We start from the raw sequence: 22,744 nt of genomic DNA on the forward strand, positions 1-22,744 counted from the left end.
GCCGGTTCTCAGTCTGCCGTGGGCTTTGGGGTTTCGGTCTGGCGCAGACGGATATGCAGCTCGCGCAGCTGCTTCTCGTCGGCCGGTCCGGGCGCGTTGGTGAGCAGGCACTGGGCGCGCTGGGTCTTCGGGAAGGCGATCACGTCGCGGATCGACTCGGCGCCGGTCATCATGGTGACGATGCGGTCGAGGCCGAACGCGAGGCCGCCGTGCGGCGGCGCACCGTACTTGAGGGCGTCGAGCAGGAAGCCGAATTTCTGCTCGGCCTCCTCGGCGCCGATGGCGAGCGCGCGGAACACCTTCGACTGGATTTCCTCGCGATGGATACGCACGGAGCCGCCGCCGATTTCCCAGCCGTTGAGGGCCAGGTCGTAGGCCTTGGCCAGGCACTTGCCGGGATCCGTGTCGATGAACGCCTCGTGGCCGTCCTTGGGCGAGGTGAAGGGATGGTGCAGGGCCACCCAGCGCTTGTCTTCCTCGTCGTATTCGAACATCGGGAAATCGACCACCCACAGCGGCCGCCAGCCGGTTTCCAGATAGCCGCCTGCCGCGCCCTTCTCGTGACCAATCTTGACGCGCAATGCGCCCAGGGCATCGTTAACGACCTTGGCGCGGTCGGCGCCGAAGAATACCAGGTCGCCGTCTGCGGCGCCGGTGCGCTCGATGATCTGAGTGACGATGTCCGCCGGCAGGAATTTCAGGATGGGCGACTGCAGGCCTTCGATGCCTTTCGCCTTCTCGTTGACCTTGATGTAGGCGAGGCCCTTGGCGCCGTAGATGCCGACGAATGCGGTGTAGTCGTCGATCTCCTTGCGCGTGAAACTGCCGCCGCCCGGGATGCGCAGGGCTGCCACGCGCCCGTCGGCCAGTCCGGCCGCAGCGCGGAAGACCTTGAAGTCCACCGTCTTCATGAGATCGGTGAGTTCCGTAAATTCCAGCTTGACGCGCAGGTCCGGCTTGTCCGAGCCGTAGCGCGCCATTGCTTCGGCATGGCTGAGGCGCGGGAAGGGATTCGGCAGGTCGACGTTCAGGGTTTCCTTGAACACAGTCCGGATCAGCTCTTCCATGATTGCCGTGATCTCGGTCTCGGTCAGGAAGGACGTCTCGATATCGACCTGGGTGAATTCCGGCTGACGGTCGGCACGCAAGTCTTCGTCGCGGAAGCACTTGGTGATCTGGTAGTAGCGGTCGAAGCCGGCAACCATCAGCATCTGCTTGAACAGCTGCGGCGACTGCGGCAGGGCAAAGAACTGGCCGGCGTGCACGCGGGAGGGCACCAAGTAGTCGCGCGCGCCCTCGGGGGTGGACTTGGTCAGCATCGGCGTCTCGATGTCGATGAAGCCCTGTGCATCGAGGAAGCGGCGGAAGGCCATCGCCACCTTGTAGCGCAGCATCATGTTCCTCTGCATCTGCGGGCGGCGCAGGTCGACCACGCGGTGCGTCAGGCGCACGTTCTCCGACAGGTTGTCCTCGTCGAGTTGGAAGGGCGGCGTGGCGGCGTGGTTGAGGATCTCGATGTCCTGCGCCAGCACCTCGATCTCGCCGCTGGTCAGGTTGGGATTGGCGGTGCCTTCCGGGCGGCGGCGCACCAGGCCGGTGATCTTCAGCACGAACTCGTTGCGGATACGCTCGGCGGTGGCGAAGGTCTCCTTGCGGTCCGGGTCGCACACCACCTGCACCAGCCCCTCGCGGTCGCGCAGGTCGATGAAGATGACGCCGCCGTGGTCGCGGCGGCGGTGCGCCCAGCCGCAGAGGGTAACGGTTTGGTCGAGGTGGGCGGCATTGACGAGGCCGCAATAGTGAGTACGCATTTCAAGGTGCCCAGGAAAATAGCCGCGATGGCGGCGCGTTATTGATTCTGTGCCCGTCCGGCGGAATTGCGCAGAGGGGGCGCCACGACCCCCATCGAGATGATGTACTTGAGGGCTTCGTCGACGCTCATCTCGAGTTCAATGATGTCCTTGCGCGGCAGCATGAGGAAGAAGCCGGAAGTGGGATTGGGGGTGGTTGGAACGTAGACGCTGACGTATTCACCGGGCAGGTGGTTGAGGACGTCGCCCCCCGGTTGGCCTGTCTGGAAGGCGATGGTCCATATGCCTTCCCGTGGGTATTGCACGAGCAACGCCTTGCGAAATGCCTCGCCGCTTGACGAGAAGAGGGTATCGGATACCTGCTTGACGCTGTAATAGACCGACTTGACCACCGGAATACGCGATAGCACACCCTCCCAGAAGCGCAGCAGACGCTGACCGATGATATTGGCGGTGACCAGCCCGGTGAGGAACACGATCAGGAGCGTGGCGATCACGCCGATGCCGGGGATGTAGACGCCCAGCAGGTTTTCTGGTCGGATTGCGGCGGGCAGCAGCAGCAACGTCTGGTCCATCGTCTTGACGATGAGCGCCAGCACCCAGGCGGTGATCGCCAGGGGAACCCAGATCAGCAAGCCGGTGATGAAGTATTTTTTCATCCGTTGCCAGCACAGGCGCAGCCGTTACAACTTGGCGCCGGGGCTTTGTCGCCTTCCTGTTTTGACTCAGTCTTGGTCGGGCAACCCTTGAAATCAGTGGCATACCACCCGCTGCCTTTGAGCTGAAAGCCTGCAGCAGTGAGCATCTTGCTGAAAGTCTCCTTGCCGCATTCGGGGCAGGTCGTCAGTGGGGCATCATTGAGCTTCTGCAGGTATTCCTTCTGGAACCCGCAGGTGCCGCAGCGATATTCATAGATCGGCATGGCAGTCTCCAAAAAACACGGAATTATAACTTAAGCAATTGCACCGAAAGCCAAAATCTAGGCGGTCAGCCTGATAAACATGCAGCCGGGACCGGCCGAATTCAAGCCGTCGTCCGAATCAGAACAGGCCGAGGTAATGCTGGGTCAGGGGCTTGCCCCAGAAAAGGGCAATGATGGCTGCGGCAGCCAGGTAGGGACCAAAGGGAATGGGGATGTTGCGCCCATGCTTGGCAAAGACGATCAGGGCGATGCCGACCACGGCGCCGACCAAGGAGGACGCCAGGATCGTCAGTGGGAGCATTTGCCAGCCCAGCCAGGCCCCGACGGCGGCGAGCAGCTTGAAATCGCCGTAACCCATGCCTTCCTTGCCGGTGGCCAGCTTGAAGGACCAATACACTGCCCATAGCGACAGATAGCCGGCTGCGGCGCCCACCACGGCGCTCCGGATGTCGGAGAACGTTCCGCCCAGGTTGAGCAGAAGTCCAGCCCACAGCAAGGGCAGCGTGATGCTGTCGGGCAGCAACTGAGTGTCAAAGTCGATAAACGTTAGCGCAATCATGCACCAGATAAAGAACAGTGCACCGATGCCGGCCCAGCTTGTGCCAAAACGCCATATCGCGTATCCGGACAGCACGCCGGATAGTGCCTCGACAAGCGGGTAGCGCAGGCTGATGCGGGCTTGACAGGCCCGACAGCGTCCCCTTAGAAAAAGAAAGCTGACAATCGGGATGTTCTCCCATGCAGCAATGCCATGGCCGCAACTCGGGCAGTGCGAGCGCGGCGAAGCGAGGGACAATTTATCAGATGGTGGCGGCGTTTCGCCGCGAAGCTCCGCGCATTCCGCCTCCCAGCCGTGCTCCAACATCTTGGGCAGGCGATGGATGACGACGTTCAGGAAGCTTCCTACCACCAAGCCCAACAGGGTGGCCATGGCGGTACTGGCCACCGGTTCCAGCAGAAAACTCATGAGGGTACTTCAGCAGTTAAGTTGGTTAGGAACGCTGCCCGAATCATCAGACCACGGCGCCCAGCTTGAAGATCGGCAGGTACATGGCTACCACCATGCCACCGATCAGCGTGCCCAGCACCACCATGATCATCGGTTCCATCAGGCTGGACATGGCTTCGACTGCGTCGTCCACTTCGGCTTCGAAGAAATCGGCCACCTTGCTCAGCATGGCGTCAAGCTGGCCGGATTCTTCGCCGATGGAAACCATCTGAATCACCATGTTGGGAAAGACGTTGGCGTTCTGCATGGCTACGGTCAGGTTGGTTCCGGTGCTGACTTCCGACTGTATCTGCTTTGTCGCCATCTTATAAACATAATTGCCCGAAGCGCCGCCGACCGAATCCAATGCCTCCACCAGTGGTACTCCGGCGGCGAACATGGTCGACAAGGTGCGCGCCCACCTTGCCATGGTCGCCTTGCGGATGATGTCGCCAAAAATGGGTAGCCGCAGAAACAGCCGGTCCATGACGATCTGCATCTTTTCCGAGCGCTTCCACATGAAGAAGAAACCGTATAGCGATCCCCCCAGGATGCCGAAGACGATATACCAGTTGGCCACCATGAAGTCCGACATGGCGATGACCATCAGAGTCGGTGCCGGCAGGTCGGCACCGAAACTCTTGAAGACCTCCTTGAACGCCGGGATCACGAAAATCATGATCACCGCTGTGATAACCACGGCAACGACAATGACCGCGATTGGATAGAACAACGCCGACTTGATTTTGCTCTTGATTGCAAGAATCTTTTCCTTGTACGTCGCCAGGCGGTCAAGGAGGGAGTCTAGAATGCCAGCGGCCTCGCCGGCGGCGACCAGGTTGCAGAACAAGGCATCGAAGTAGAGCGGAAATTTGCGGAAGGCCTGATTCAGCGATGATCCCGTTTCGACATCTGCTTTGACTTCCATCAGCAACTTGGCGACCGCCTGATTGGAGGCCCCCTTGCCGACGATGTCGAAGGCTTGCAGCAGCGGCACGCCCGCCTTCATCATGGTGGCCAGTTGGCGCGTGAAGAGCGTGATGTCCTTTTCCGTGATCTTGCCGCCACGCTTGAAGGCTTGTTTCTTGACCTTGCTGACCAGGATGCCCTGGCGGCGCAACGTGGCATGGACGAGCGCCTCGCCGCCGGCACGCATTTCGCCCCGCATCAGCTTGCCGGTCTTGTCCTTGCCCTCCCAGGCAAAGGTGTATTCCTTGATGCCGGCATCTTTCTTTGCTGTTTTTGTCGCGGTTGCCATCTGGTTCTCCCTATTCGTTCGTCGTCGCGAGGACTTCCTCAAGCGAGGTTAGCCCCTGCTTGACCTTGAGCAGTCCTGACTGCCGCAGATCCTTGATGCCTTCCTGTTGTGCCTGCTCAGCGATGTCCATCGAATTGCCATTGGTCATGATGATGCGCTGAATCTCTTCCGAGACAGGCATAACCTGATAAATGCCCACGCGTCCCTTGTAACCACTGCCCTTGCATTTGTCGCAGCCGTTTGGTCCGTACAGTTGCCAACTGCCATCTATCTCGTGTTCATGGAAGCCGGCTTGGATCAGGGCCTCCATCGGGATGGAAACGGGTTTCTTGCAGGAACACAGGCGGCGCGCGAGGCGTTGAGCCGTGATCATGATGACGCTCGAAGCGATGTTGAACGGCGCAATCCCCATGTTTTTCATGCGTTCAAGGGTCGTCGGCGCATCGTTGGTATGCAGTGTAGACAGCACCAGGTGACCGGTCTGGGCCGCCTTGATGGCTATCTCGGCGGTTTCCAGGTCGCGGATTTCACCGACCATGATGATGTCCGGGTCCTGACGCAGAAATGCTTTCAGCGCAACGGCGAAATTCAACCCCGCCTTGTCATTGACGTTGACCTGATTAATGCCTGGCAAATTGATTTCGCAGGGGTCCTCGGCGGTGGAGATATTGATGCCCGGCTTGTTCAGAAGGTTGAGGCAGGTATAGAGCGAGACAGTCTTGCCGCTGCCGGTCGGCCCGGTCACGAGGATCATGCCGTAGGGGCGATCGATGGCTGCCATCAGTGCCTCACGCTGCTCCGGCTCGTATCCCAGGGCGTCGATGCCGAGCATGGCGCTGGATGGATCCAGAATGCGCATGACGATTTTTTCGCCATGTAGGGTCGGCAGGGTGCTGACGCGAAAATCAATCGCCCGTGTTTTTGACAGCACCAATTTCATGCGGCCATCCTGAGGGACGCGCTTCTCTGAAATATCCAGCCTGGAAATCACCTTGATGCGTGAGGCGATCTTTTCTTTGATGACCAAGGGAGGTTGGGCGATTTCGCGCAGGACGCCGTCAGTGCGGAAGCGGATCCTGTAATACTTTTCATAGGGCTCGAAGTGAATGTCGGATGCCCCTTCATTGATCGCATCGAGCAATATTTTTTGAATAAACCGGACAACGGGGGCATCATCGACCTCAACTGAGCCGGATTCGGCGCTGGCCGCCTCTTCGGTTTCATCGGCAAGCTCAAGGTCCAGGTCGTCGCCTGCCAGTTCATTGAGCTTGGTTTCCGCGGTCTCAGACAAGCGTAGAACGATAGGCGCCAGTTTGCTTGCCTCAACCACCACTGGGTCGACAGCCAAGCCTGTCTGGAAGCGGATTTCGTCCAGGGCACGCAGATTGGTCGGGTCAGCCAATGCGACGGCAATACGGTTGCCACGCTTGGTCAGGGGAATGACCTGGTGGTTCTGCATCAACTTGCGGTCAATGGCGCCCGGGGGGAAGTGACTCTCCTCGAACGCGTTCAGGTCCAGCAAGGGATAACCGAACGTTTCGGCAGCGAAGGTGGCGACGTCCTTGGCGTTCAAGCGTCCGCTGGAAACAACCTGATTGACAAACCCCCCCCCAGTCCCGGCCCCTTGCGCAGCAAAAGCCTCCGCTTCCGCCTCTTTGAGGCGACCTTGCTGTACCAGCGCACGCGCCAAGCCGCTAAGGGTTGTCTGGAGAGAAGCAGCCATGGGTTCCCGAGATTGATTGAAAATACCAGCCGAGTATCTCAGGCGATGATGCCCTTCTGCCCCGGTTTTGTAAAGACTATCAGTCGGTTGGAGCGGATTGTTGAGTTGATTGCTGTGTCGGGATGCAGCGACATCCGGCAGGCGTCTGGTCAACCTAGCAGTTATTGCCTTTCCAAGCCTGAACTGAACCGATTGGATTGCCAACAGGCGGTTGTTTATGTGGAATACAGCAAGAACGGCAAATCTCGCCGAGCGGGAAAGATCTCTCAGACAAAGTTAAATGCGGCAGGCCAGGTGACTTGGCAGGCGTAACGCCTATCAGCCAGTCCGTCCGAGCAGGACTTCCAGGACGAATCGGCTGCCAATATAGGCAAAGAGCAGGGCGGCAAAACCTGCCAAGGTCCATCGTAATGCCTTGCGTCCTCGCCAGCCCCAGGCATACCGTCCTATCAGCAGCGCAGCAAAGATCAGCCAGGACAGGACTGAGAAGACCGTCTTGTGGTTGAACTCCAGCGCCTTGCCAAACAATGTTTCGGAGAATGCGATACCTGAGGCCAGGGTGAGCGTGAGCAGGACGAAGGCGATGGTGATAAGCCGAAACAGCAAGGATTCCATCGTTAGCAGAGGCGGCAGGCTGGCCAGCCGTCGCGTTAACTCGCCCCGATGAAGGCGCCGCTCCGCCACTGCCATGATAATGGCGTGGAGCGCAGCCAGGGTGAACAGGCTATAGGCCACCATGGCAATGAAGAAGTGCACACGGAACATCGCCGAGGTGACGTTGGACAGCAAATGCTGGCCTGGAAAAAGGACGGGCAGCAGCGTGCAAATGCCGGCCAAGGGCAATGCCAGGGGCTGCAAGCCCTCCAGGCGGGCATGAAAGCTTTCCACCCAGTAGATAAGTATGGCGAGCCACAACATTAGAGAGAGTGCTGCCGAAAAGCCGAATCGCATGATCCCCCCCCCGAAGAGCTCTCCGTAAAGAAGGTAGCCGTGCAGCAAAATGGCAACAGCCAGCGCCAGCCTTTCCCAGGGGCGTATCCCCTGCGGCATATTGGGGGCGTCCAGAGCCCAGCGTGTGCGCCAGAAATGGAAACCCAGAAAGGCGTACAGCGAGGCCGGAAGCAGATGCGGTAAAATCCCTTGCATCTTGCAAGTCTACCTCCTTCCCGGAGCAACCGGAACATCATGCTGGACAATCTGACACAACGCCTCTCTCGCGTCGTCAAAACGCTGCGCGGCCAGGCGCGCCTGACGGAAGACAACATCGCGGACGCCTTGCGCGAAGTGAGGATGGCCTTGCTGGAGGCCGATGTCGCATTGCCGGTGGTGAAAGACCTCGTCGCCCGCATCAAAGAGAAGGCGATCGGCCAGGAGGTGGTTGGCAGCCTTACTCCCGGCCAGGCTCTGGTCGGCGTGGTGCACCGTGAACTGACCGATTTGATGGGCGGCATCCACAGCGGCCTCAACCTGGCCGTGCAGCCCCCTGCGGTCATCCTCATGGCCGGCTTGCAAGGTGCCGGCAAGACCACGACGACGGGCAAGCTGGGCAAGCTCCTCCGCGAGCGCATGAAGAAGAAGGTGCTTGCGGTCAGCGCCGACGTGTACCGCCCGGCGGCGATACAGCAGTTGAAACTTGTCGCCGAACAGGCCGGCATCGATTTCTTTCCCACGCAGACAAGCGACAAGCCAACAACCATTGCTGCATCCGCTCTCGATTTCGCCAGGAAGCACTACTACGACGTGGTGCTGTTCGATACCGCCGGCCGGCTTGCCATTGATGAAGCCATGATGCGAGAAGTGGCGGAACTGCATTCGGCATTGCAGCCCGTCGAGACGCTCTTTGTGGTGGATGCCATGCTTGGCCAGGATGCGGTGAATACTGCGCGTGCCTTCAACGAGGCCCTGCCGCTCACCGGGGTGATTCTGACCAAGCTCGATGGCGATGCACGCGGCGGCGCGGCGCTTTCCGTGCGCCATGTCACCGGCAAGCCGCTCAAGTTCGCCGGCGTCGGCGAGAAACTCACTGGCCTTGAAGAATTCCACCCGGAACGCATGGCGTCGCGCATTCTCGGCATGGGTGACGTGCTGGGGCTCATCGAGGAGGCGCAGCGCGGTGTCGATCAGGAAAAGGCAAAAGAATTCGCGCAGAAACTGAAGACCGGCAAGGGATTCGACCTGAATGACTTCAAGGAGCAGATAGGCCAGATGCGCAAGATGGGCGGCTTGTCCGGCCTGCTCGACAAGCTGCCGGCCCAGTTTGCCCAGGCGGCGCAGCAGGCCGGCTCCCAAGTCGAGGACAAGGCCGTCCGCCGCATCGAGGGAATTATCAATTCAATGACGCCACAGGAGCGGGCCAAACCGGAACTGATCAAGGCCTCGCGCAAGCGGCGTATTGCCAATGGTGCCGGCGTGCAGGTGCAGGAGGTCAACAGGCTGCTCAACCAGTTCGAGCAGACGCAGAAGATGATGAAGCAGTTCTCGAAGGGCGGGCTGCAAAAAATGATGCGCGGCATGAAGGGAATGCTGCCGGGAATGCGCTGATACCTTCAAGGTTTGGGGGTGGCTCTGGGTGTGTAGTGCCAGTGCCTTTCCCAGGCAGCGCGTACTGCGTTCGGATACTCCGGTCGCCCCAAGCTTCCATTGTAGCGCCCCAGTGCGCGGAACAGATCGCCCTTTTCGATATCCAGGTAGTGTTTGAGGATGGTGCAGCCATAGCGCAGATTCATGCGCAGATGGAATAGGTTGTCGTTTCTGCCGCCGATCAGTTTCACCCAGAAAGGCATGACCTGCATGTAGCCGCGGGCTCCGGCTGAGGAAACCGCATACTTCTTGAAACCGCTTTCGACCTGGATTAATCCGAGAACCAATTGCGGATCCAGTCCGGCACGCTTCGCCTCGTAGTGCACTGCACGCAAGAACTCCAGCCGGTGCTCCTGGTTTGGCATGCGCTTGACGAGGCGCCCTGACATTTCCTCCAGCCAATTGACTGCTTCCATGGGGTTGCCAAACGAACTGGTGGGCGGTTTGCGATCCGAAACCGCTGCATGCAGTGCGGCTTGGATACTGGCGGCCAACGGCTCATACTTTTGCGCGCCGGCGCAGGCAGAGCTGGCGGCAACCAGCAGCAACGAGAAAAGAAAGCCCTGTTTCACACGCCGAGGCGTTCGCGCACGAAACTGCCGATCTCAGCCAGGGGCACCTTGACCGCCGCAGTATCACGACGGTCCTGGTATTCGACCATTCCTTCCTTGAGGCCTCGTTCGCCGATGGTGATGCGATGAGGCACGCCGATGAGTTCCAAGTCGGCAAACATCACGCCCGGACGCTCGTCCCGGTCATCCACTAGCACATCAAGACCGGCGGAGACGAGTTCGTCATACAGGCCATTGGCGGCGTCCTGTACGGACTGACTTTTCCGGTAGCCGACCGGGGCAATTGCGAGGTCGAAAGGGGCGATGGCTCGCGGAAAGATGATGCCCCGTTCGTCGTGGTTTTGTTCGATGGCGGCTCCGACGATGCGCGTGACGCCGATCCCATAGCAGCCCATCTCCATGACGCGCGGCTGGCCTGACTCGTCGAGGAATGTCGCTTTCATCGCCTCGGAATACTTGGTGCGCAGCTGGAAGATATGTCCCACTTCGATGCCGCGGCAGATCGATAGCCGGCCTTTACCGTCCGGGCTGGGGTCCCCTTCGACGACGTTGCGGATATCGAACACGTAGTCGGGCTCGCGCAGATCGCGTCCCCAATTCACCCCCATCAAATGGAAGCCCGCCTCATTGGCGCCGCAGACGAAGTCGCTCATCTGGGTCACGGTCCGGTCGGCAATGACAGTGATGTCTTTCCCGATGCCAACCGGGCCGATGTAGCCCGGGCGGCACCCTAAATACCGCTCGACTTCCTCGTCGCTGGCAAAACGGAAGGGATTGAGGAAGGGCAATTTGCCTGCCTTGATTTCGTTGAGCGTGTGGTCGCCACGAATGAGCAGGAGGAAGAATTGCTCGTCATGCATGACGGCAATGGCCTTGACGGTTTTCGTCAGAGGGAGCTTGAGCAGCGCCGCTACGTCCTCGCAACGGATCTTGCCGGGCGTGGCGACCTTCTTCATTTGCTCGGTATGGCCTTCGCGCGGGGACGGCGGCGCGAGACCCTCCGCCAGTTCGACGTTGGCGGCGTAATCCGAATCCGGGCAAAAGGCGATGGCGTCCTCACCTGAATCGGCGAGAACATGGAACTCGTGTGAGCCGGTGCCGCCGATGGAACCGGTGTCGGCTGCAACTGCCCGGAAACTCAGGCCAAGACGAGTGAAGATGCGCGTATAGGTGTCGTGCATGTTTTGGTACTCGCGCTGCAAGTCCTCGTAGCTAGCATGAAACGAGTAGCCATCCTTCATGAGAAACTCGCGGCCGCGCATGACGCCAAAACGGGGCCGGATTTCGTCACGGAACTTGTTCTGTATCTGATATAGATGCAATGGAAGCTGACGGTAGCTCTTGATCTCGCGCCTTGCGACGTCGGTAATAACCTCCTCGTGCGTCGGGCCGATGACGAAATCGCGCTGGTGCCGATCCTTGAAACGCAGCAGCTCGGGACCGTACAACTCCCAGCGACCGGTTTCCTGCCACAACTCAGCCGGAACGACCGCCGGCATGAGCAGTTCGATGGCGCCGGCGCGATCCATTTCTTCGCGGATGATGTTTTCCACCTTGCGCAGAATGCGCAGGCCGAGCGGCATCCAGGTATAGATGCCTCCTGCCAGTCGCTTGATCAGGCCCGCACGCAACATGAGTTTATGACTGACGATCTCAGCGTCGGAGGGAGCCTCCTTCAGTGTGGCAAGGAAAAATTGCGTGGCGCGCATGGTCGTAAATGGGGGTAAAAGCCGCAATTTTACAGTAGTAAGCGGAGCCCCAGAGGGGGGAACGGGTTGCTTTCATTCAGGGGGGAATTGTGGAAAAATAATGGCAGTCTAATTATTGATGGGTAGCAATCATGCTCGATCGTGAAGGCTATCGCCCTAACGTCGGCATCATCCTGGTCAACAGCAGGAACGAGGTATTCTGGGGCAAGCGCATTCGAGAGCATTCTTGGCAGTTCCCGCAGGGCGGGATCAAACACGGCGAGTCGCCCGAGCAGGCGATGTACCGTGAGTTGCAAGAAGAGATCGGCCTGAGGCAGGAGCACGTCAGGATTCTCGGACGCACGCGGGACTGGCTGCGTTATGAGGTGCCGAAGCAGTGGATTCGGCGCGAATGGCGCAACACCTACCGCGGCCAGAAGCAGATCTGGTTCATGTTGCGCCTGACCGGAAGAGATACCGATGTCTCGCTGCGTGCCAGCAATCATCCCGAATTCGATGCATGGCGCTGGAGTGACTACTGGGTGCCGCTCGATGCCGTGATTGAATTCAAGCGCGGAGTGTACCAGCAGGCCTTGGTTGAGTTGTCTCGTTTCGTCTTTCGCCACCCGGCGGACCGACAGCCAAAGTGGGCTGTTCCGTCCGACTCCCTGCAGTCCTGAGCGGAACTAGCTGCCGATTCAGGCGGCTAATGACGCAATCCGCAGGTTCCATTTTCACTCTTCTCCATTTGTGCCGAAAATGAAATGCAGCGTCCGCAGAGGCGCGCATTCCACGATGATCCCTCGCACGATATGGAAGGAGGATGGTGATGATCCGCGAACAATACAAAGCCCTGCGCCAGGCTCGTCTTGAACAGTGCGCAAGCTATTACCAGGCCGAGTCGTTGCCCCTGCGCAGCGTTCGGCTCGATTCCCCTGCTCTTGAAGTGATGACCGATCTCAAGCGGGTCCAGGCGGTTACCATCGGTCCGGATGCCACACTGGTTGCAGTCAATAAGGCCATGATGCGCAACACGGTACGGTCGCTTCTTGTGGCCGACGAGCGGCGCTGCATCCTTGGCATCATTACCTCAACCGACACCATGGGCGAAAAACCGATGCAGGTTGTCCTTGAACGAGGTATCCGCCATGAGGAGGTTCTCGTGCGAGACATCATGACGTCACGTGATCGGCTTGAGGTGCTGGATATGGAAGCGGTTCGTGCAGCAGAAGTCGGGCATGTGGTGGCGACCCTCAAGTGGACCGGCCGGCAGCATGCGCTGGTAGCCGAGGAGGATGCTTCAGGCCGTCAGATGATCAGGGGGATATTCTCCGCATCCCAGATTGCCCGCCAGCTGGGCATGACGATTCACGCCATTCAGATTGCTTCGACATTCGCTGAAATCGAGGCGGCTATTGCCCACTGAGAGAGGCCGCCGTCACAGTGTATCATCCACGGATGTTTCTGGCCAGGCCGGACGAGAACATTGCCGGCCACCGACTGGAGTATCTGTGGAGATGCATGGAGGAAAGGCTTTTCTGTTTGCCGTTGGTGTTCTGGCGCTTGCCGGACCGGCAACCGGGCAGGAGTTCTTCGGCGACAAGAAGTACGGCGAGTTTTATGAGGAGGACAAGAAGTGGGTTGAGCTGGAGTCCAAGCCGCCAGCCTACCCTCAGGAACAAGCCCTTATCGAATTCAATGCCGGCGCCGCAACTCGCAATCGACACTACATTGACGGCACGACACTTAGCGTTGGCGGGGATGGCGTGGTCCGTTACGTGGTTGTCGTCAGGGCGGCGGGAGGGGCAACTAACGTCAATTTCGAGGGCATCCGATGTGGCAGCAGGGAGCGGAAGCTGTATGCGTTTGGACGTGGCGACCGTACTTGGGGCACATCTCGTACGCAGTCATGGCAACCCATTAAACGGGGCAGTTACCAGGCTGTGCTTTCCAGGGAGTACTTCTGCCCGAACAATGGCATCATCCTCAAGGCTGAGGAAGGGGTAGATGCACTCAGGCTCGGTGGTCACCCAGAGGCCAAGTAAGCGTTGATTTAGGCTTGACAGGTGATAGACGGACTGATCATCGAATTAGACAAGGCCTTGCGTGCGCTGTATGCGCCCGGTCGAAGTGTTCGCCCCGTGCCCGGTGCAGATCTGGCGGAAGTGGAACTTGCGGACGATGAGAAAAGGTACGCTGCAGCCTTGATGCGGGTGAATCATAGTGGCGAGATCTGCGCCCAGGCACTGTATCAGGGGCAGGCTTTGACATCGAAAGAGGATTCAATTCAGGTGGCCCTGCGCAGTGCCGCCGAGGAAGAAGGTGAGCATCTGGCTTGGACGGAGCGTCGGCTTGTTGAGTTGGGAGGTCGAAAAAGCGTGTTGAATCCGCTCTGGTATGCTGGTTCCCTGTCTATCGGAATAATCGCAGGCAAATTTGGTGATGCCTGGAATCTGGGTTTTCTGGCCGAAACAGAGCGGCAGGTTGAGGCGCACCTGAATCGTCATTTGCAGCGTTTGCCTGGAAACGACCGAAAATCATGGGCGATTATTGAGCAAATGAAGATCGACGAAACAAGCCATGCGCATACAGCCGAACGATTGGGAGCCCGGGAACTGCCCGGGGTAGCCAAGTGGGCGATGCGGCTTGCCTCGGGCGTTATGACCCGTACAGCCCACTGGATCTGATCACGCCTCGACGATTTCCCAATCATGGGTGATAGTTGCAGTTTTGCCCAGCATGATTGAAGCGGAGCAATATTTTTCCGCTGATAGATTGATGGCTCGATCCACTGCTTCCGCTTTCAGCGCCCTGCCTTTTACGATGAAGTGAAAATGGATCTTGGTGAATACCTTGGGGTCCGTTTCTGCACGGTCGGCCTTCAACTGAACCTCGCAACCCGAAATATCCTGGCGGCTTTTGTTCAGGATCATCACCACATCGTAAGCCGTACATCCACCTGCTCCCGCCAGAATCAGTTCCATCGGTCTTGGCGCCAAATTATTGCCGCCTCCCTCTGGTGCACCATCCATTACTACGATATGGCCGCTGCCGCTGCGTGCTGCGAAAGCCATGCCACCCTCCCCGAGCCATTGGACCGTACATTCCATCTCAACTTTTCCTATTATCGATTCGGTGATCTACGTCCGGATTCTAGCCGATACACCTGCCAGGCAATCCCTTACCTTCCATGGCCTAGCCGTAGCGTTAGCATTTGTGCGCCGCAATAATACTGCGGTATTTATGAACAACTACAGAATCAATGAAGCCATTCTTTCTAAGGCTGAGGTTCAATGACTCTAATTAATACTATTTTAATCAGTAAATTATAATAGTATTCGGGAATGTTATGGCGCGATAGGGAAATAAATGTGCGCTGCACAAAAAAATTCTTGCATTGCACAAAACATTTTGCCATACTGAAATTGTTCGAACGTTATTGCTGGCTGTGGTTTATGGCCATTTTTGATGGCGCAGTAACGTTCAAGGTTTTGTCTCCTCCACCCTCCTCCTTTGGTGTGGATTTAGCGCGATCCTCCGTGGATCGCGCTTTTTTTTCATGGCTGGGTCCCGTACTCACTCAATGCATCCTGAGGCAAGGATTGTCGATTTGATGTGCTCTAGATTGACATATCCATTCTAACTGCAATACAATGCACGGCTTTCCGTATTACGCTGTTAGTGCCGTAGAGGGAATTTCATGAGAACGTTTTCTGCCAAGCCGCACGAAGTCAAGCGTGACTGGTTCGTCGTTGATGCGACGGACAAGGTCCTCGGCCGGCTGGCCACCGAGATTGCGCGCCGCCTGCGCGGCAAGCACAAGCCGGAGTACACGCCGCACGTAGACACTGGCGACTATATTGTCGTGGTCAATGCCGAGAAGTTGCGCGTGACCGGTGCCAAGGCCGAACAGAAGGTGTACTACCGTCATTCTGGCTATCCGGGCGGCATTTACGAAGACACCTTCACCAAGTTGCAACAGCGCGCCCCTTCCCGTGTGCTGGAAAAAGCCGTTAAGGGCATGTTGCCGAAAGGCCCGCTTGGCTATGCCATGATCAAAAAATTGAAAGTCTATGCTGGAGGCGATCATCCGCATGTCGCCCAGCAGCCCAAGTCGCTGGAGATTTAAGGAATGGCTGCGAATTACTATTACGGTACGGGTCGGCGCAAGACAGCAGTTGCCCGCGTGTTCATGAAAAGCGGTAGCGGAAAGTTCGTTGTTAACGACAAGCCGGTCGACGAGTTCTTTTCCCGCGAAACGGGGCGCATGGTTGTCCGTCAGCCGCTGGAATTGACCCAACATACAGGCACTTTCGATATCCTGGTGAACGTCTGCGGTGGAGGCGAATCCGGACAGGCTGGCGCAGTTCGCCATGGGATCACCCGTGCGTTGATTGAATATGACGCGACTTTGAAGCCTGTTCTGTCGAAGGCTGGCTTTGTGACTCGAGATGCGCGTGAAGTTGAACGCAAAAAGGTTGGCCTGCACAAGGCGCGGCGCCGTAAGCAGTTCTCCAAGCGTTGATCACGCTCGGAGTGCGATGAATAAGCCGCCGCAAGGCGGCTTTTTCATCTATGGGAGGTTCATTGCGTGATTCCGAGGCCGTGAATTACCATACCTCCATGAAGTGGAGACAGGGATGATTAAGGTTGGCATAGTCGGCGGCACTGGCTATACGGGCGTTGAGTTGTTGCGCATACTGGCGCAACATCCTCAAGTCGATTTGCAGGCTATCACCTCGCGAGGCGATGCCGGCACACCAGTTGCGAACTTGTTCCCGAGCCTGCGTGGGCGTGTCGCCTTGGATTTCGTCGATCCCAAGGCAGCCGCCTTAGAGACATGTGACGTCGTCTTTTTCGCTACGCCGAACGGCATCGCAATGAGCCAGGCCCGGCCGCTAGTGGATGCCGGGGTGCGTGTTATCGACCTGGCGGCAGATTTCCGGATCAAGGATCCTGCAGAGTGGGAGAAGTGGTATGGCATGAAGCACGCCGCCCCCGAACTTATCGCAGAAGCGGTGTACGGCCTGCCGGAGGCCAATCGGGAGAAAATTCGTTTAGCCAGACTGGTGGCCAATCCGGGTTGTTATCCTACCGCAGTTCAACTGGGGTTCTTGCCTTTGGTCGAATCCGGCTTGGTTGATACGACCCGCCTGATTGCCGATGCGAAATCCGGCGTTTCCGGTGCCGGTCGCAAGGCGGAAATACACATTCTTTTTGCGGAGGCATCTGACAACTTCAAGGCATATGGTGTGCCTGGCCATCGCCACCTGCCTGAGATCTGCCAAGGGTTGTCAATTGCTGCAAACAAGCCGGTGGGCTTGACTTTCGTGCCGCATCTGACGCCGATGATCCGGGGAATTCACGCCACCCTGTATGCCCAGGTAACCGGAGAAACGGATTTCCAGGCTTTATATGAATCACGTTACAAGTCAGAGCCGTTCGTGGACGTGCTGCCTTTCGCTAGCCATCCTGATACGCGTTCGGTACGTGCAGCCAATGCCTGCAGAATCGCCCTGCATAGGCCCCAAGGAGGGAACACCCTGGTAGTCCTGTCCGTGATCGACAATCTGGTCAAGGGTGCGGCCGGCCAAGCCGTGCAGAACATGAATATCATGTTCGGGTTCGACGAGTGCGCAGGACTTACGCAGATTCCCGTCTTGCCGTAACGCTGCGCCGGCTGCGCAGTAGATTTGGCATTTCGGCTCCCAGAGTGGCGGTGCGCACTCACATTCCTTGGTATTGGCGTGCAATTGCGGCAATTTCAGTTCTGTCCATTTCCTTTGCGCTCGCGGGATGGGTATATGATGCGGGCCGCAAAATTGCCGGTTTCGATAGGCGCGAGACTGAGCAGGAATTGACGGCTCTGCGGGATCAGGTGGACGAGTTGCAGCAGGAAGCGGCCAAGTTGCGTGCCTTGGTTAATGCTGGAGAAAGCAATGTGCAGATCGAACGTACGGCACAGCAACAGCTGGTTCGCCAAGTGAAGGCATTAGAACAGGAGAATGGCCGACTCAAGGAAGATCTAGCCTTCTTCGAGAATCTTGCTTCTGCCGAAGGGAAGGAGGCCGGGTTCACTATCAATCGTCTGCGTATCGAGCCTAATGGCAGCCCAGGTCAATATCGTTATCGACTCCTCGCTGCTGCGCAGGGAGGTAAAAAAGATCGAGAGTTTCGGGGAAATCTTCAACTTGTGATCAGCCTGCAGCAGGAGGGTAAAAGTGCTATGATGATTTTGCCAGAGCCGAATGATCCTGCTAGGCAGCGTTTTAATATAAATTTCAAACACTTCCAGAGGGTCGACGGAACCTTTCAGGTTCCCGTGGGATCACGCGTCAATAGTGTCGAGGCGCGCTTGGTACAGGATGGCGTAACACGGGCCTCGCAGACGGTCACGCTATAGGGAGAATGCCATGTTTCTCAAAAAGGACAAGTCCAGCAAACCGCAGAGCCGCATTGATAGTCTGATCGGGGCGGGAACAAAAATCGAAGGCGACGTCACATTTGTCGGCGGACTTCGGGTGGATGGCGAGGTCAAAGGCAATGTCCGCTCGACAGGGGACGGTGGTGGGACGCTGGTGCTCAGCGAACATGCCCGGATTGAAGGAGAAATCCATGTTTCCCATCTGGTTATCAATGGCACGATTATTGGGCCGGTCTATTCGAGTGAATTCCTTGAACTTCAGCCTCGCGCCCGCGTCACAGGGGATGTGCAGTACAACAGCCTGGAAATGCATTTGGGCGCCATCGTTCAGGGAAGGTTGGTACATCAGGGGGGCACAGGGAAGGCGGTTGAACTGAAGCTTGCTTCCAGTAATTGACGGGGTGCTTGCCAACCCATATATTGTTTAAGTGTTAATCGGTTTTAGGAGTTTCCAATGAATGCAGTCACCGAAATGTCGCCGCTCAACTTTACTGATAACGCTGCCAATAAGGTGCGTGAGTTGATCGCGGAGGAGGGCAATGCGGAACTCAAGCTGCGCGTGTTTGTTACGGGTGGCGGCTGCTCTGGCTTCCAGTACGGCTTCACCTTTGACGAGGTGCAAAACGAGGATGACACCGTAATGCAGAAAAATGGCGTTACGCTGCTGATTGATCCGATGAGCTATCAGTATCTCGTCGGAGCAGAAATCGATTACACGGAAGGTTTGGAAGGTGCGCAGTTCGTAATCAAGAATCCGAACGCCACTTCGACCTGCGGTTGCGGTTCATCTTTTAACGTGTAGCCCTGAATTCCGACAAGCAGGGGGCGGGGGAACTCCCCCCTTTCGCATTTAGCAAGGGTAGATTGCCCCGAGAATTCGAGCCCCCTTGGCTCCCGTGACTGCCGGTAGATTGCCCGGCAGGCCCAGCTTAGTCTGCCTTGCCATCCATGCAAAGGCCACGGCTTCCACCCAATCAGCATCAATTCCCAGCATATCGCTCGCGAATACCCGGCTGCGCGGCAAGTGTTCCGCCAGCCTCTTCATCAAAGCCAAATTGTGGGCACCTCCCCCACAGACGACGATTTCATGTGGATTACCACACCAATGCTCAATGGCCGAGATTATGGATATTGAAGTCAGCTCGAGCAGCGTCGCTTGCACATCTTCAGGAGCTTCGCTGCCAATTAAGCGGGACTTCAGCCAGTCGAGACTGAATTGCTCGCGGCCGCAACTCTTTGGCGGGGTACAGGCGAAGAACGGGTGCGCCAAAAGTGCATTGAGAAGTCGCGGAATGATGCAACCCTGAGATGCCCATTTGCCCTCCTCGTCAAAGGTTCGGCCGGTGTGTTGTTGTACCCAAGCATCGAGCAGCATATTGCCAGGGCCGGTGTCGAACCCTTTTGTGATGGAGCCTGGGAGAAGGTCGGTGACATTGGCTATGCCGCCTACGTTGAGGATGACGCGGTGTACATCGGAAGAGCGGAATGCCGCCTCATGAAAGGCCGGAACCAGAGGTGCCCCTTGCCCGCCTGCGGCAATATCCCGGCTGCGGAAATCGGCAATGACACTGATGCCGCACAATTCGGCAAGTAAGGCCGGATTACCCAATTGCAAGGTGTAACCGTTATTGGGGCAGTGACGAACGGTTTGGCCATGACAGCCGATCGCCACCACTGACTCCGCCAAAACGCATGCACCCACAAGCAGGGCATCGATAGCCTGATGATAAAGATGGGTGATTTCAATCCCGAGCAAGGCGGCGTGATGCAATTCATTATCACCAATGACCTGCAGGGCAAGCAGGCGTCCGGAGAGATGGCGGGAGTAAGGGAGGTAGTGTGTTGCAATCAGTTTGGGAGGATGGGTGCCGAAGTCCACCAGCACAGCATCCACGCCATCCAGACTGGTGCCAGACATAAGGCCGACATACAAGCCGGACTCGGCGTTTTTTGGGGAAGCCGTGTTCATCTCGCAGCAGAATGCGAGTTGTTTGTTAATCGAGTAGTGCGAGATTCACGTCGCGTATCCGGTCGAGACGGTAAATCAGCGGATCGGCGTGCTGTTTGAAAGCGGTCATTTGCTGTGTTGCCAGCGGTGGGGCGCTAGGCAGGGCGATCGCCAGCGGGTTTTGATGGACGTCGTTGATGCGAAACTCGTAATGCAAATGCGGGCCGGTGGCCCAGCCGGTTTTGCCGACATAACCAATGATATCGCCCTGGCTTACCCGCGCTCCTTTGCGTATGCCGGCTGCGAAACCGTTAAGGTGACCGTAGTGTGTTGTAAAGCGACCTTGGTGGCGCAAGACCACAAGATTGCCATAACCACCACGCTTGCCGGCAAAGTCCACGATCCCGTCTCCCGTTGCCTTGATCCGGGTGCCAATCGGTGCGCCGTAGTCCACGCCTTTGTGCGCACGCCAAGTCTGGTGAATCGGGTGGAATCGCGAGCGTGAAAAACCGGAAGTGATTCTGGAAAACTCAAGAGGCGAACGGAGGAAAGCCTTCCGGATATTTTTGCCTTCTGCAGTGTAATAGCCTTGGCCGTCCTTGCTCTCAAACCAGATGGCTCGAAAGATTTTACCGTTGTTGATGAACTCGGTAGCCAGGATCCGGCCGGTTCGTGTCGGTTGGCTCTGATTGAAAAGGAGCTCGTAGACAACGCTGAACCGGTCGCCTTTGCGCAGGTCCCGATGGAAATCGATGTCACCGCCGAAAATATCCGCCATCTGTGTGGCAATGCCGTCGGGTAGTCCGATTTCGTCGGTTGCGGCAAAGAGAGAAGTTTGAATTTCGCCTGACTTCATCACAACCTGAGACGTGAGCGCATGGGCCTGCTCGGCGACGTGCAATCTGCCATCGCGCTTTTCAATAACCAAGGCGTTGTCCAAGGGCCCGTTCAGAGGGAACGACAAGGAGAGCAGTTCACCTGATTCGCTTGTGCGAGCAGTGACAACCTTGCCCGGACGCAACTGGCGAAAAATGGCTTGAGTGTCCTGATGTTGGCGCAGGAACGTAAAGGCACGCTCGTCCTGCATGCCAAGACGGGCTAGCAGCGCGGCAACGGTATCACCGCGCTGTACGCGTTCCTCGCGCACGAATGAGCCGCTGTCGGTGGCCCGAGAAGCGTCAATTGCTAGAGGAATCTCTTCAACGACAGTGCGCTGATAATCTCGAATTTCAGCGCTGTCCGGGGCAGTACCGAACGCCGCCACCATGCTGAACAGGGACACGCCTGCCACCATGGCGCCGGCCCAGAAATGATGGGGACGGCTTTCGCGAATGGCTTGGAGTTGCGCTAAAATTCGCGTCTTTTCGTGGTTCATGCAGGCCCAAGGGAGAAAACTTGGGCGAGTGTATCAAAAAACCCGCCCAAGCCCAAACACGGGGTAACCCATTATGACGGAAGTCCAGAAAGCCCTTTCACTTATTAAGCGCGGCGCTGACGAACTGCTGATCGAGGCCGATCTGGTAGGCAAACTCGAATCCGGTCGGCCGCTGCGCGTCAAGGCTGGCTTTGACCCGACGGCCCCCGACCTACATCTCGGCCATACTGTTCTTATCAACAAGCTGAGGCATTTTCAGGAGCTTGGCCATCATGTGATGTTCCTGATCGGGGACTTTACCGGAATGATCGGTGACCCGACTGGACGCAATGCAACGCGCCCCCCGTTGTCACGGGAGCAGATCCTAGACAACGCCAAGACCTACCGGGAGCAAGTCTTCAAGATACTCGATCCGGAAAAGACCGAGGTCTGCTTCAATTCAACTTGGTTCGAACCTATCGGCGCGGCTGGCATGATCAAGCTGGCGGCTCTGCATACCGTTGCCCGCATGCTGGAGCGGGATGATTTCGCCAAGCGCTACGCCAATAATCAGCCCATTGCCATCCACGAATTCCTCTACCCGCTTTGCCAGGGATACGATTCCGTGGCGATGCGCGCCGATGTCGAGTTGGGCGGTACCGACCAGAAGTTCAACCTCCTCGTTGGCCGCGAGTTGCAGAAGCACTATGGTCAGCCGCCGCAGTGCATTCTGACCATGCCGCTCCTTGAGGGACTGGATGGCGTCAACAAGATGTCAAAGTCCTATGGCAACTATGTTGGCATCAATGAACCGCCGAGGGAGATTTTCGGCAAGCTGATGTCGGTATCGGACGACCTCATGTGGCGCTACTATGAACTGCTTTCTTTCCGCTCAAATGAGGAAATCGCCAGGCTCAAGGACGAGATATCCGGCGGACGCAATCCGCGCGATGTCAAGGTCCTGCTTGCCCAGGAAATCGTCGAGCGCTTCCACTCGCGTCAGGCCGCCGAGGATGCTCTTGTGGATTTTGAGGCACGCTTCAGACAGGGGGCGATTCCCCAGGATATCGAGAACGTGGGGATCGTCTGCGAGGCTGAGGGCATGGGGATTGCACAGGTGCTCAAACAGGCCGGCCTGACTGGCAGCACGTCGGAGGCCTTGCGTATGATCGAGCAGGGTGGCGTACGACTCGATGGCGAGAAGGTGAGCGATAGGGCATTGGTGCTGAAGCCCGGAACCACAGTGGTCCTTCAAGTCGGCAAGCGCAAATTTGCACGAATTTCCCTCTCGTGAACGGGCCGCGTCCGACGCTAGTTGAAGAGCGCCGAAAATAATTCCGCAAAAGCCTTGACCCGCATTCTTCGATCTGTATAATGCGCGGCTCGCTGCTCTGCAGCATCGTTCTTTAACAATCTAAACAGCCGATAGGTGTGGGTGCTTGGTTGGTTGGGCGCTGGGGCTTTTGTGTCTTGGCG

The 22,744-nt window shown here is 57.6% G+C and carries 25 protein-coding genes; 13 read left to right on the plus strand and 12 right to left on the minus strand.

Features of this window, described 5'->3' with window-relative positions; all coding sequences use genetic code 11:
- Positions 1 to 8 precede the first annotated feature (8 nt).
- The 6 genes from aspS to pilB form a co-directional block, all read right to left on the minus strand.
- On the minus strand, positions 9 to 1,811 hold the full coding sequence (gene aspS, locus ROZ00_00150) for an aspartate--tRNA ligase (protein MDT3734621.1): 1,803 nt from the start codon (positions 1,809 to 1,811) through the stop codon (positions 9 to 11).
- Between the two features lie 38 nt (positions 1,812 to 1,849).
- The gene (locus tag ROZ00_00155) at positions 1,850 to 2,470 is read right to left on the minus strand and encodes a DUF502 domain-containing protein (protein ID MDT3734622.1); all 621 of its coding nucleotides are present in this window, start codon (positions 2,468 to 2,470) and stop codon (positions 1,850 to 1,852) included.
- Positions 2,467 to 2,733: an FmdB family zinc ribbon protein gene (locus ROZ00_00160; protein ID MDT3734623.1), complete on the minus strand. Its 267-nt coding sequence runs from the start codon at positions 2,731 to 2,733 to the stop codon at positions 2,467 to 2,469. Before ROZ00_00160 ends, ROZ00_00155 begins: the two co-directional genes overlap by 4 nt.
- 118 nt (positions 2,734 to 2,851) lie before the next feature.
- Positions 2,852 to 3,700 (minus strand): A24 family peptidase, encoded by an 849-nt coding sequence (locus ROZ00_00165; protein MDT3734624.1) that lies wholly within the window; start codon positions 3,698 to 3,700, stop codon positions 2,852 to 2,854.
- A gap of 46 nt (positions 3,701 to 3,746) precedes the next feature.
- A complete protein-coding gene (locus tag ROZ00_00170) occupies positions 3,747 to 4,979 on the minus strand; it encodes a type II secretion system F family protein (GenBank protein ID MDT3734625.1) in 1,233 nt (410 codons plus the stop codon).
- A 10-nt stretch (positions 4,980 to 4,989) separates the two neighbouring features.
- A complete protein-coding gene (gene pilB / locus ROZ00_00175; protein MDT3734626.1) occupies positions 4,990 to 6,702 on the minus strand; it encodes a type IV-A pilus assembly ATPase PilB in 1,713 nt (570 codons plus the stop codon).
- Between the two features lie 12 nt (positions 6,703 to 6,714).
- On the opposite strand from pilB, the gene ROZ00_00180 reads away from it, so the two are divergent.
- Entirely contained in the window at positions 6,715 to 7,014 is a 300-nt protein-coding gene (locus ROZ00_00180) for a hypothetical protein (protein ID MDT3734627.1), read from the plus strand.
- A gap of 6 nt (positions 7,015 to 7,020) precedes the next feature.
- Here ROZ00_00180 and ccsA read toward each other — a convergent pair whose 3' ends face one another.
- The gene (gene ccsA, locus ROZ00_00185) at positions 7,021 to 7,848 is read right to left on the minus strand and encodes a cytochrome c biogenesis protein CcsA (GenBank protein ID MDT3734628.1); all 828 of its coding nucleotides are present in this window, start codon (positions 7,846 to 7,848) and stop codon (positions 7,021 to 7,023) included.
- 39 nt (positions 7,849 to 7,887) lie between these two features.
- On the opposite strand from ccsA, the gene ffh reads away from it, so the two are divergent.
- Complete coding sequence (gene ffh, locus ROZ00_00190) at positions 7,888 to 9,243, plus strand: signal recognition particle protein (protein MDT3734629.1); 1,356 nt, start codon at positions 7,888 to 7,890, stop codon at positions 9,241 to 9,243.
- A 5-nt stretch (positions 9,244 to 9,248) separates the two neighbouring features.
- Here ffh and ROZ00_00195 read toward each other — a convergent pair whose 3' ends face one another.
- Positions 9,249 to 9,854 carry a lytic transglycosylase domain-containing protein gene (locus ROZ00_00195; GenBank protein ID MDT3734630.1) on the minus strand — a complete coding sequence of 202 codons (606 nt, stop codon included), beginning with the start codon at positions 9,852 to 9,854 and terminating at the stop codon, positions 9,249 to 9,251.
- Positions 9,851 to 11,563: a proline--tRNA ligase gene (locus ROZ00_00200; GenBank protein ID MDT3734631.1), complete on the minus strand. Its 1,713-nt coding sequence runs from the start codon at positions 11,561 to 11,563 to the stop codon at positions 9,851 to 9,853. Before ROZ00_00200 ends, ROZ00_00195 begins: the two co-directional genes overlap by 4 nt.
- 131 nt (positions 11,564 to 11,694) lie before the next feature.
- Between ROZ00_00200 and ROZ00_00205 the strand changes: the two genes are divergently transcribed.
- From ROZ00_00205 to coq7, 4 genes are all read left to right on the plus strand, one after another.
- A complete protein-coding gene (locus tag ROZ00_00205) occupies positions 11,695 to 12,222 on the plus strand; it encodes an RNA pyrophosphohydrolase (GenBank protein ID MDT3734632.1) in 528 nt (175 codons plus the stop codon).
- Positions 12,223 to 12,371: 149 nt separating this feature from the next.
- Positions 12,372 to 12,968 (plus strand): CBS domain-containing protein, encoded by a 597-nt coding sequence (locus ROZ00_00210; protein ID MDT3734633.1) that lies wholly within the window; start codon positions 12,372 to 12,374, stop codon positions 12,966 to 12,968.
- Positions 12,969 to 13,059: 91 nt separating this feature from the next.
- Positions 13,060 to 13,587 (plus strand): CNP1-like family protein, encoded by a 528-nt coding sequence (locus tag ROZ00_00215; protein MDT3734634.1) that lies wholly within the window; start codon positions 13,060 to 13,062, stop codon positions 13,585 to 13,587.
- A 21-nt stretch (positions 13,588 to 13,608) separates the two neighbouring features.
- Positions 13,609 to 14,229 carry a 2-polyprenyl-3-methyl-6-methoxy-1,4-benzoquinone monooxygenase gene (gene coq7 / locus ROZ00_00220; protein MDT3734635.1) on the plus strand — a complete coding sequence of 207 codons (621 nt, stop codon included), beginning with the start codon at positions 13,609 to 13,611 and terminating at the stop codon, positions 14,227 to 14,229.
- Here coq7 and ROZ00_00225 read toward each other — a convergent pair whose 3' ends face one another.
- Complete coding sequence (locus ROZ00_00225; protein ID MDT3734636.1) at positions 14,230 to 14,652, minus strand: OsmC family protein; 423 nt, start codon at positions 14,650 to 14,652, stop codon at positions 14,230 to 14,232. It lies immediately after the preceding gene.
- A 590-nt stretch (positions 14,653 to 15,242) separates the two neighbouring features.
- Here ROZ00_00225 and rplM point away from each other — a divergent pair.
- From rplM to erpA, 6 genes are all read left to right on the plus strand, one after another.
- Complete coding sequence (rplM, locus tag ROZ00_00230; protein ID MDT3734637.1) at positions 15,243 to 15,671, plus strand: 50S ribosomal protein L13; 429 nt, start codon at positions 15,243 to 15,245, stop codon at positions 15,669 to 15,671.
- 3 nt (positions 15,672 to 15,674) lie between these two features.
- A complete protein-coding gene (gene rpsI, locus ROZ00_00235) occupies positions 15,675 to 16,067 on the plus strand; it encodes a 30S ribosomal protein S9 (protein MDT3734638.1) in 393 nt (130 codons plus the stop codon).
- A gap of 115 nt (positions 16,068 to 16,182) precedes the next feature.
- The gene (argC, locus tag ROZ00_00240; GenBank protein MDT3734639.1) at positions 16,183 to 17,211 is read left to right on the plus strand and encodes an N-acetyl-gamma-glutamyl-phosphate reductase; all 1,029 of its coding nucleotides are present in this window, start codon (positions 16,183 to 16,185) and stop codon (positions 17,209 to 17,211) included.
- Positions 17,212 to 17,255: 44 nt separating this feature from the next.
- A complete protein-coding gene (locus ROZ00_00245; protein MDT3734640.1) occupies positions 17,256 to 17,945 on the plus strand; it encodes a hypothetical protein in 690 nt (229 codons plus the stop codon).
- 10 nt (positions 17,946 to 17,955) lie between these two features.
- Entirely contained in the window at positions 17,956 to 18,363 is a 408-nt protein-coding gene (locus tag ROZ00_00250) for a polymer-forming cytoskeletal protein (GenBank protein ID MDT3734641.1), read from the plus strand.
- A gap of 57 nt (positions 18,364 to 18,420) precedes the next feature.
- Entirely contained in the window at positions 18,421 to 18,768 is a 348-nt protein-coding gene (gene erpA / locus ROZ00_00255; GenBank protein ID MDT3734642.1) for an iron-sulfur cluster insertion protein ErpA, read from the plus strand.
- Between the two features lie 48 nt (positions 18,769 to 18,816).
- On the opposite strand, the gene ROZ00_00260 is transcribed toward erpA, so the two are convergent.
- Both ROZ00_00260 and ROZ00_00265 read right to left on the minus strand, forming a co-directional pair.
- Complete coding sequence (locus tag ROZ00_00260; protein MDT3734643.1) at positions 18,817 to 19,935, minus strand: anhydro-N-acetylmuramic acid kinase; 1,119 nt, start codon at positions 19,933 to 19,935, stop codon at positions 18,817 to 18,819.
- Between the two features lie 25 nt (positions 19,936 to 19,960).
- Positions 19,961 to 21,289: a M23 family metallopeptidase gene (locus tag ROZ00_00265; protein ID MDT3734644.1), complete on the minus strand. Its 1,329-nt coding sequence runs from the start codon at positions 21,287 to 21,289 to the stop codon at positions 19,961 to 19,963.
- Between the two features lie 73 nt (positions 21,290 to 21,362).
- Between ROZ00_00265 and tyrS the strand changes: the two genes are divergently transcribed.
- Entirely contained in the window at positions 21,363 to 22,562 is a 1,200-nt protein-coding gene (tyrS, locus tag ROZ00_00270) for a tyrosine--tRNA ligase (protein ID MDT3734645.1), read from the plus strand.
- Positions 22,563 to 22,744: the final 182 nt, after the last annotated feature.

Origin of the sequence: Denitratisoma sp., assembly GCA_032027165.1 — a bacterium.
Taxonomy (GTDB): Bacteria; Pseudomonadota; Gammaproteobacteria; order Burkholderiales; family Rhodocyclaceae; genus Desulfobacillus.

What these genes read in the sequence shown, in the direction of transcription:
- argC (MDT3734639.1), top strand. Translation starts at nt 16,183, where the DNA reads ATGATTAAGGTTGGCATAGTCGGCGGCACTGGCTATACGGGCGTTGAG.
- ROZ00_00250 (MDT3734641.1), top strand. Translation starts at nt 17,956, where the DNA reads ATGTTTCTCAAAAAGGACAAGTCCAGCAAACCGCAGAGCCGCATTGAT.
- ROZ00_00205 (MDT3734632.1), top strand. Translation starts at nt 11,695, where the DNA reads ATGCTCGATCGTGAAGGCTATCGCCCTAACGTCGGCATCATCCTGGTC.
- pilB (MDT3734626.1), bottom strand. Translation starts at nt 6,702, where the DNA reads ATGGCTGCTTCTCTCCAGACAACCCTTAGCGGCTTGGCGCGTGCGCTG.
- ROZ00_00160 (MDT3734623.1), bottom strand. Translation starts at nt 2,733, where the DNA reads ATGCCGATCTATGAATATCGCTGCGGCACCTGCGGGTTCCAGAAGGAA.
- rpsI (MDT3734638.1), top strand. Translation starts at nt 15,675, where the DNA reads ATGGCTGCGAATTACTATTACGGTACGGGTCGGCGCAAGACAGCAGTT.
- erpA (MDT3734642.1), top strand. Translation starts at nt 18,421, where the DNA reads ATGAATGCAGTCACCGAAATGTCGCCGCTCAACTTTACTGATAACGCT.
- ROZ00_00210 (MDT3734633.1), top strand. Translation starts at nt 12,372, where the DNA reads ATGATCCGCGAACAATACAAAGCCCTGCGCCAGGCTCGTCTTGAACAG.
- ROZ00_00260 (MDT3734643.1), bottom strand. Translation starts at nt 19,935, where the DNA reads ATGAACACGGCTTCCCCAAAAAACGCCGAGTCCGGCTTGTATGTCGGC.
- ROZ00_00170 (MDT3734625.1), bottom strand. Translation starts at nt 4,979, where the DNA reads ATGGCAACCGCGACAAAAACAGCAAAGAAAGATGCCGGCATCAAGGAA.
- tyrS (MDT3734645.1), top strand. Translation starts at nt 21,363, where the DNA reads ATGACGGAAGTCCAGAAAGCCCTTTCACTTATTAAGCGCGGCGCTGAC.
- ROZ00_00155 (MDT3734622.1), bottom strand. Translation starts at nt 2,470, where the DNA reads ATGAAAAAATACTTCATCACCGGCTTGCTGATCTGGGTTCCCCTGGCG.
- ccsA (MDT3734628.1), bottom strand. Translation starts at nt 7,848, where the DNA reads ATGCAAGGGATTTTACCGCATCTGCTTCCGGCCTCGCTGTACGCCTTT.
- rplM (MDT3734637.1), top strand. Translation starts at nt 15,243, where the DNA reads ATGAGAACGTTTTCTGCCAAGCCGCACGAAGTCAAGCGTGACTGGTTC.
- ROZ00_00200 (MDT3734631.1), bottom strand. Translation starts at nt 11,563, where the DNA reads ATGCGCGCCACGCAATTTTTCCTTGCCACACTGAAGGAGGCTCCCTCC.
- ROZ00_00225 (MDT3734636.1), bottom strand. Translation starts at nt 14,652, where the DNA reads ATGGAATGTACGGTCCAATGGCTCGGGGAGGGTGGCATGGCTTTCGCA.
- ROZ00_00165 (MDT3734624.1), bottom strand. Translation starts at nt 3,700, where the DNA reads ATGAGTTTTCTGCTGGAACCGGTGGCCAGTACCGCCATGGCCACCCTG.
- ROZ00_00265 (MDT3734644.1), bottom strand. Translation starts at nt 21,289, where the DNA reads ATGAACCACGAAAAGACGCGAATTTTAGCGCAACTCCAAGCCATTCGC.
- ROZ00_00215 (MDT3734634.1), top strand. Translation starts at nt 13,060, where the DNA reads ATGCATGGAGGAAAGGCTTTTCTGTTTGCCGTTGGTGTTCTGGCGCTT.
- aspS (MDT3734621.1), bottom strand. Translation starts at nt 1,811, where the DNA reads ATGCGTACTCACTATTGCGGCCTCGTCAATGCCGCCCACCTCGACCAA.
- ffh (MDT3734629.1), top strand. Translation starts at nt 7,888, where the DNA reads ATGCTGGACAATCTGACACAACGCCTCTCTCGCGTCGTCAAAACGCTG.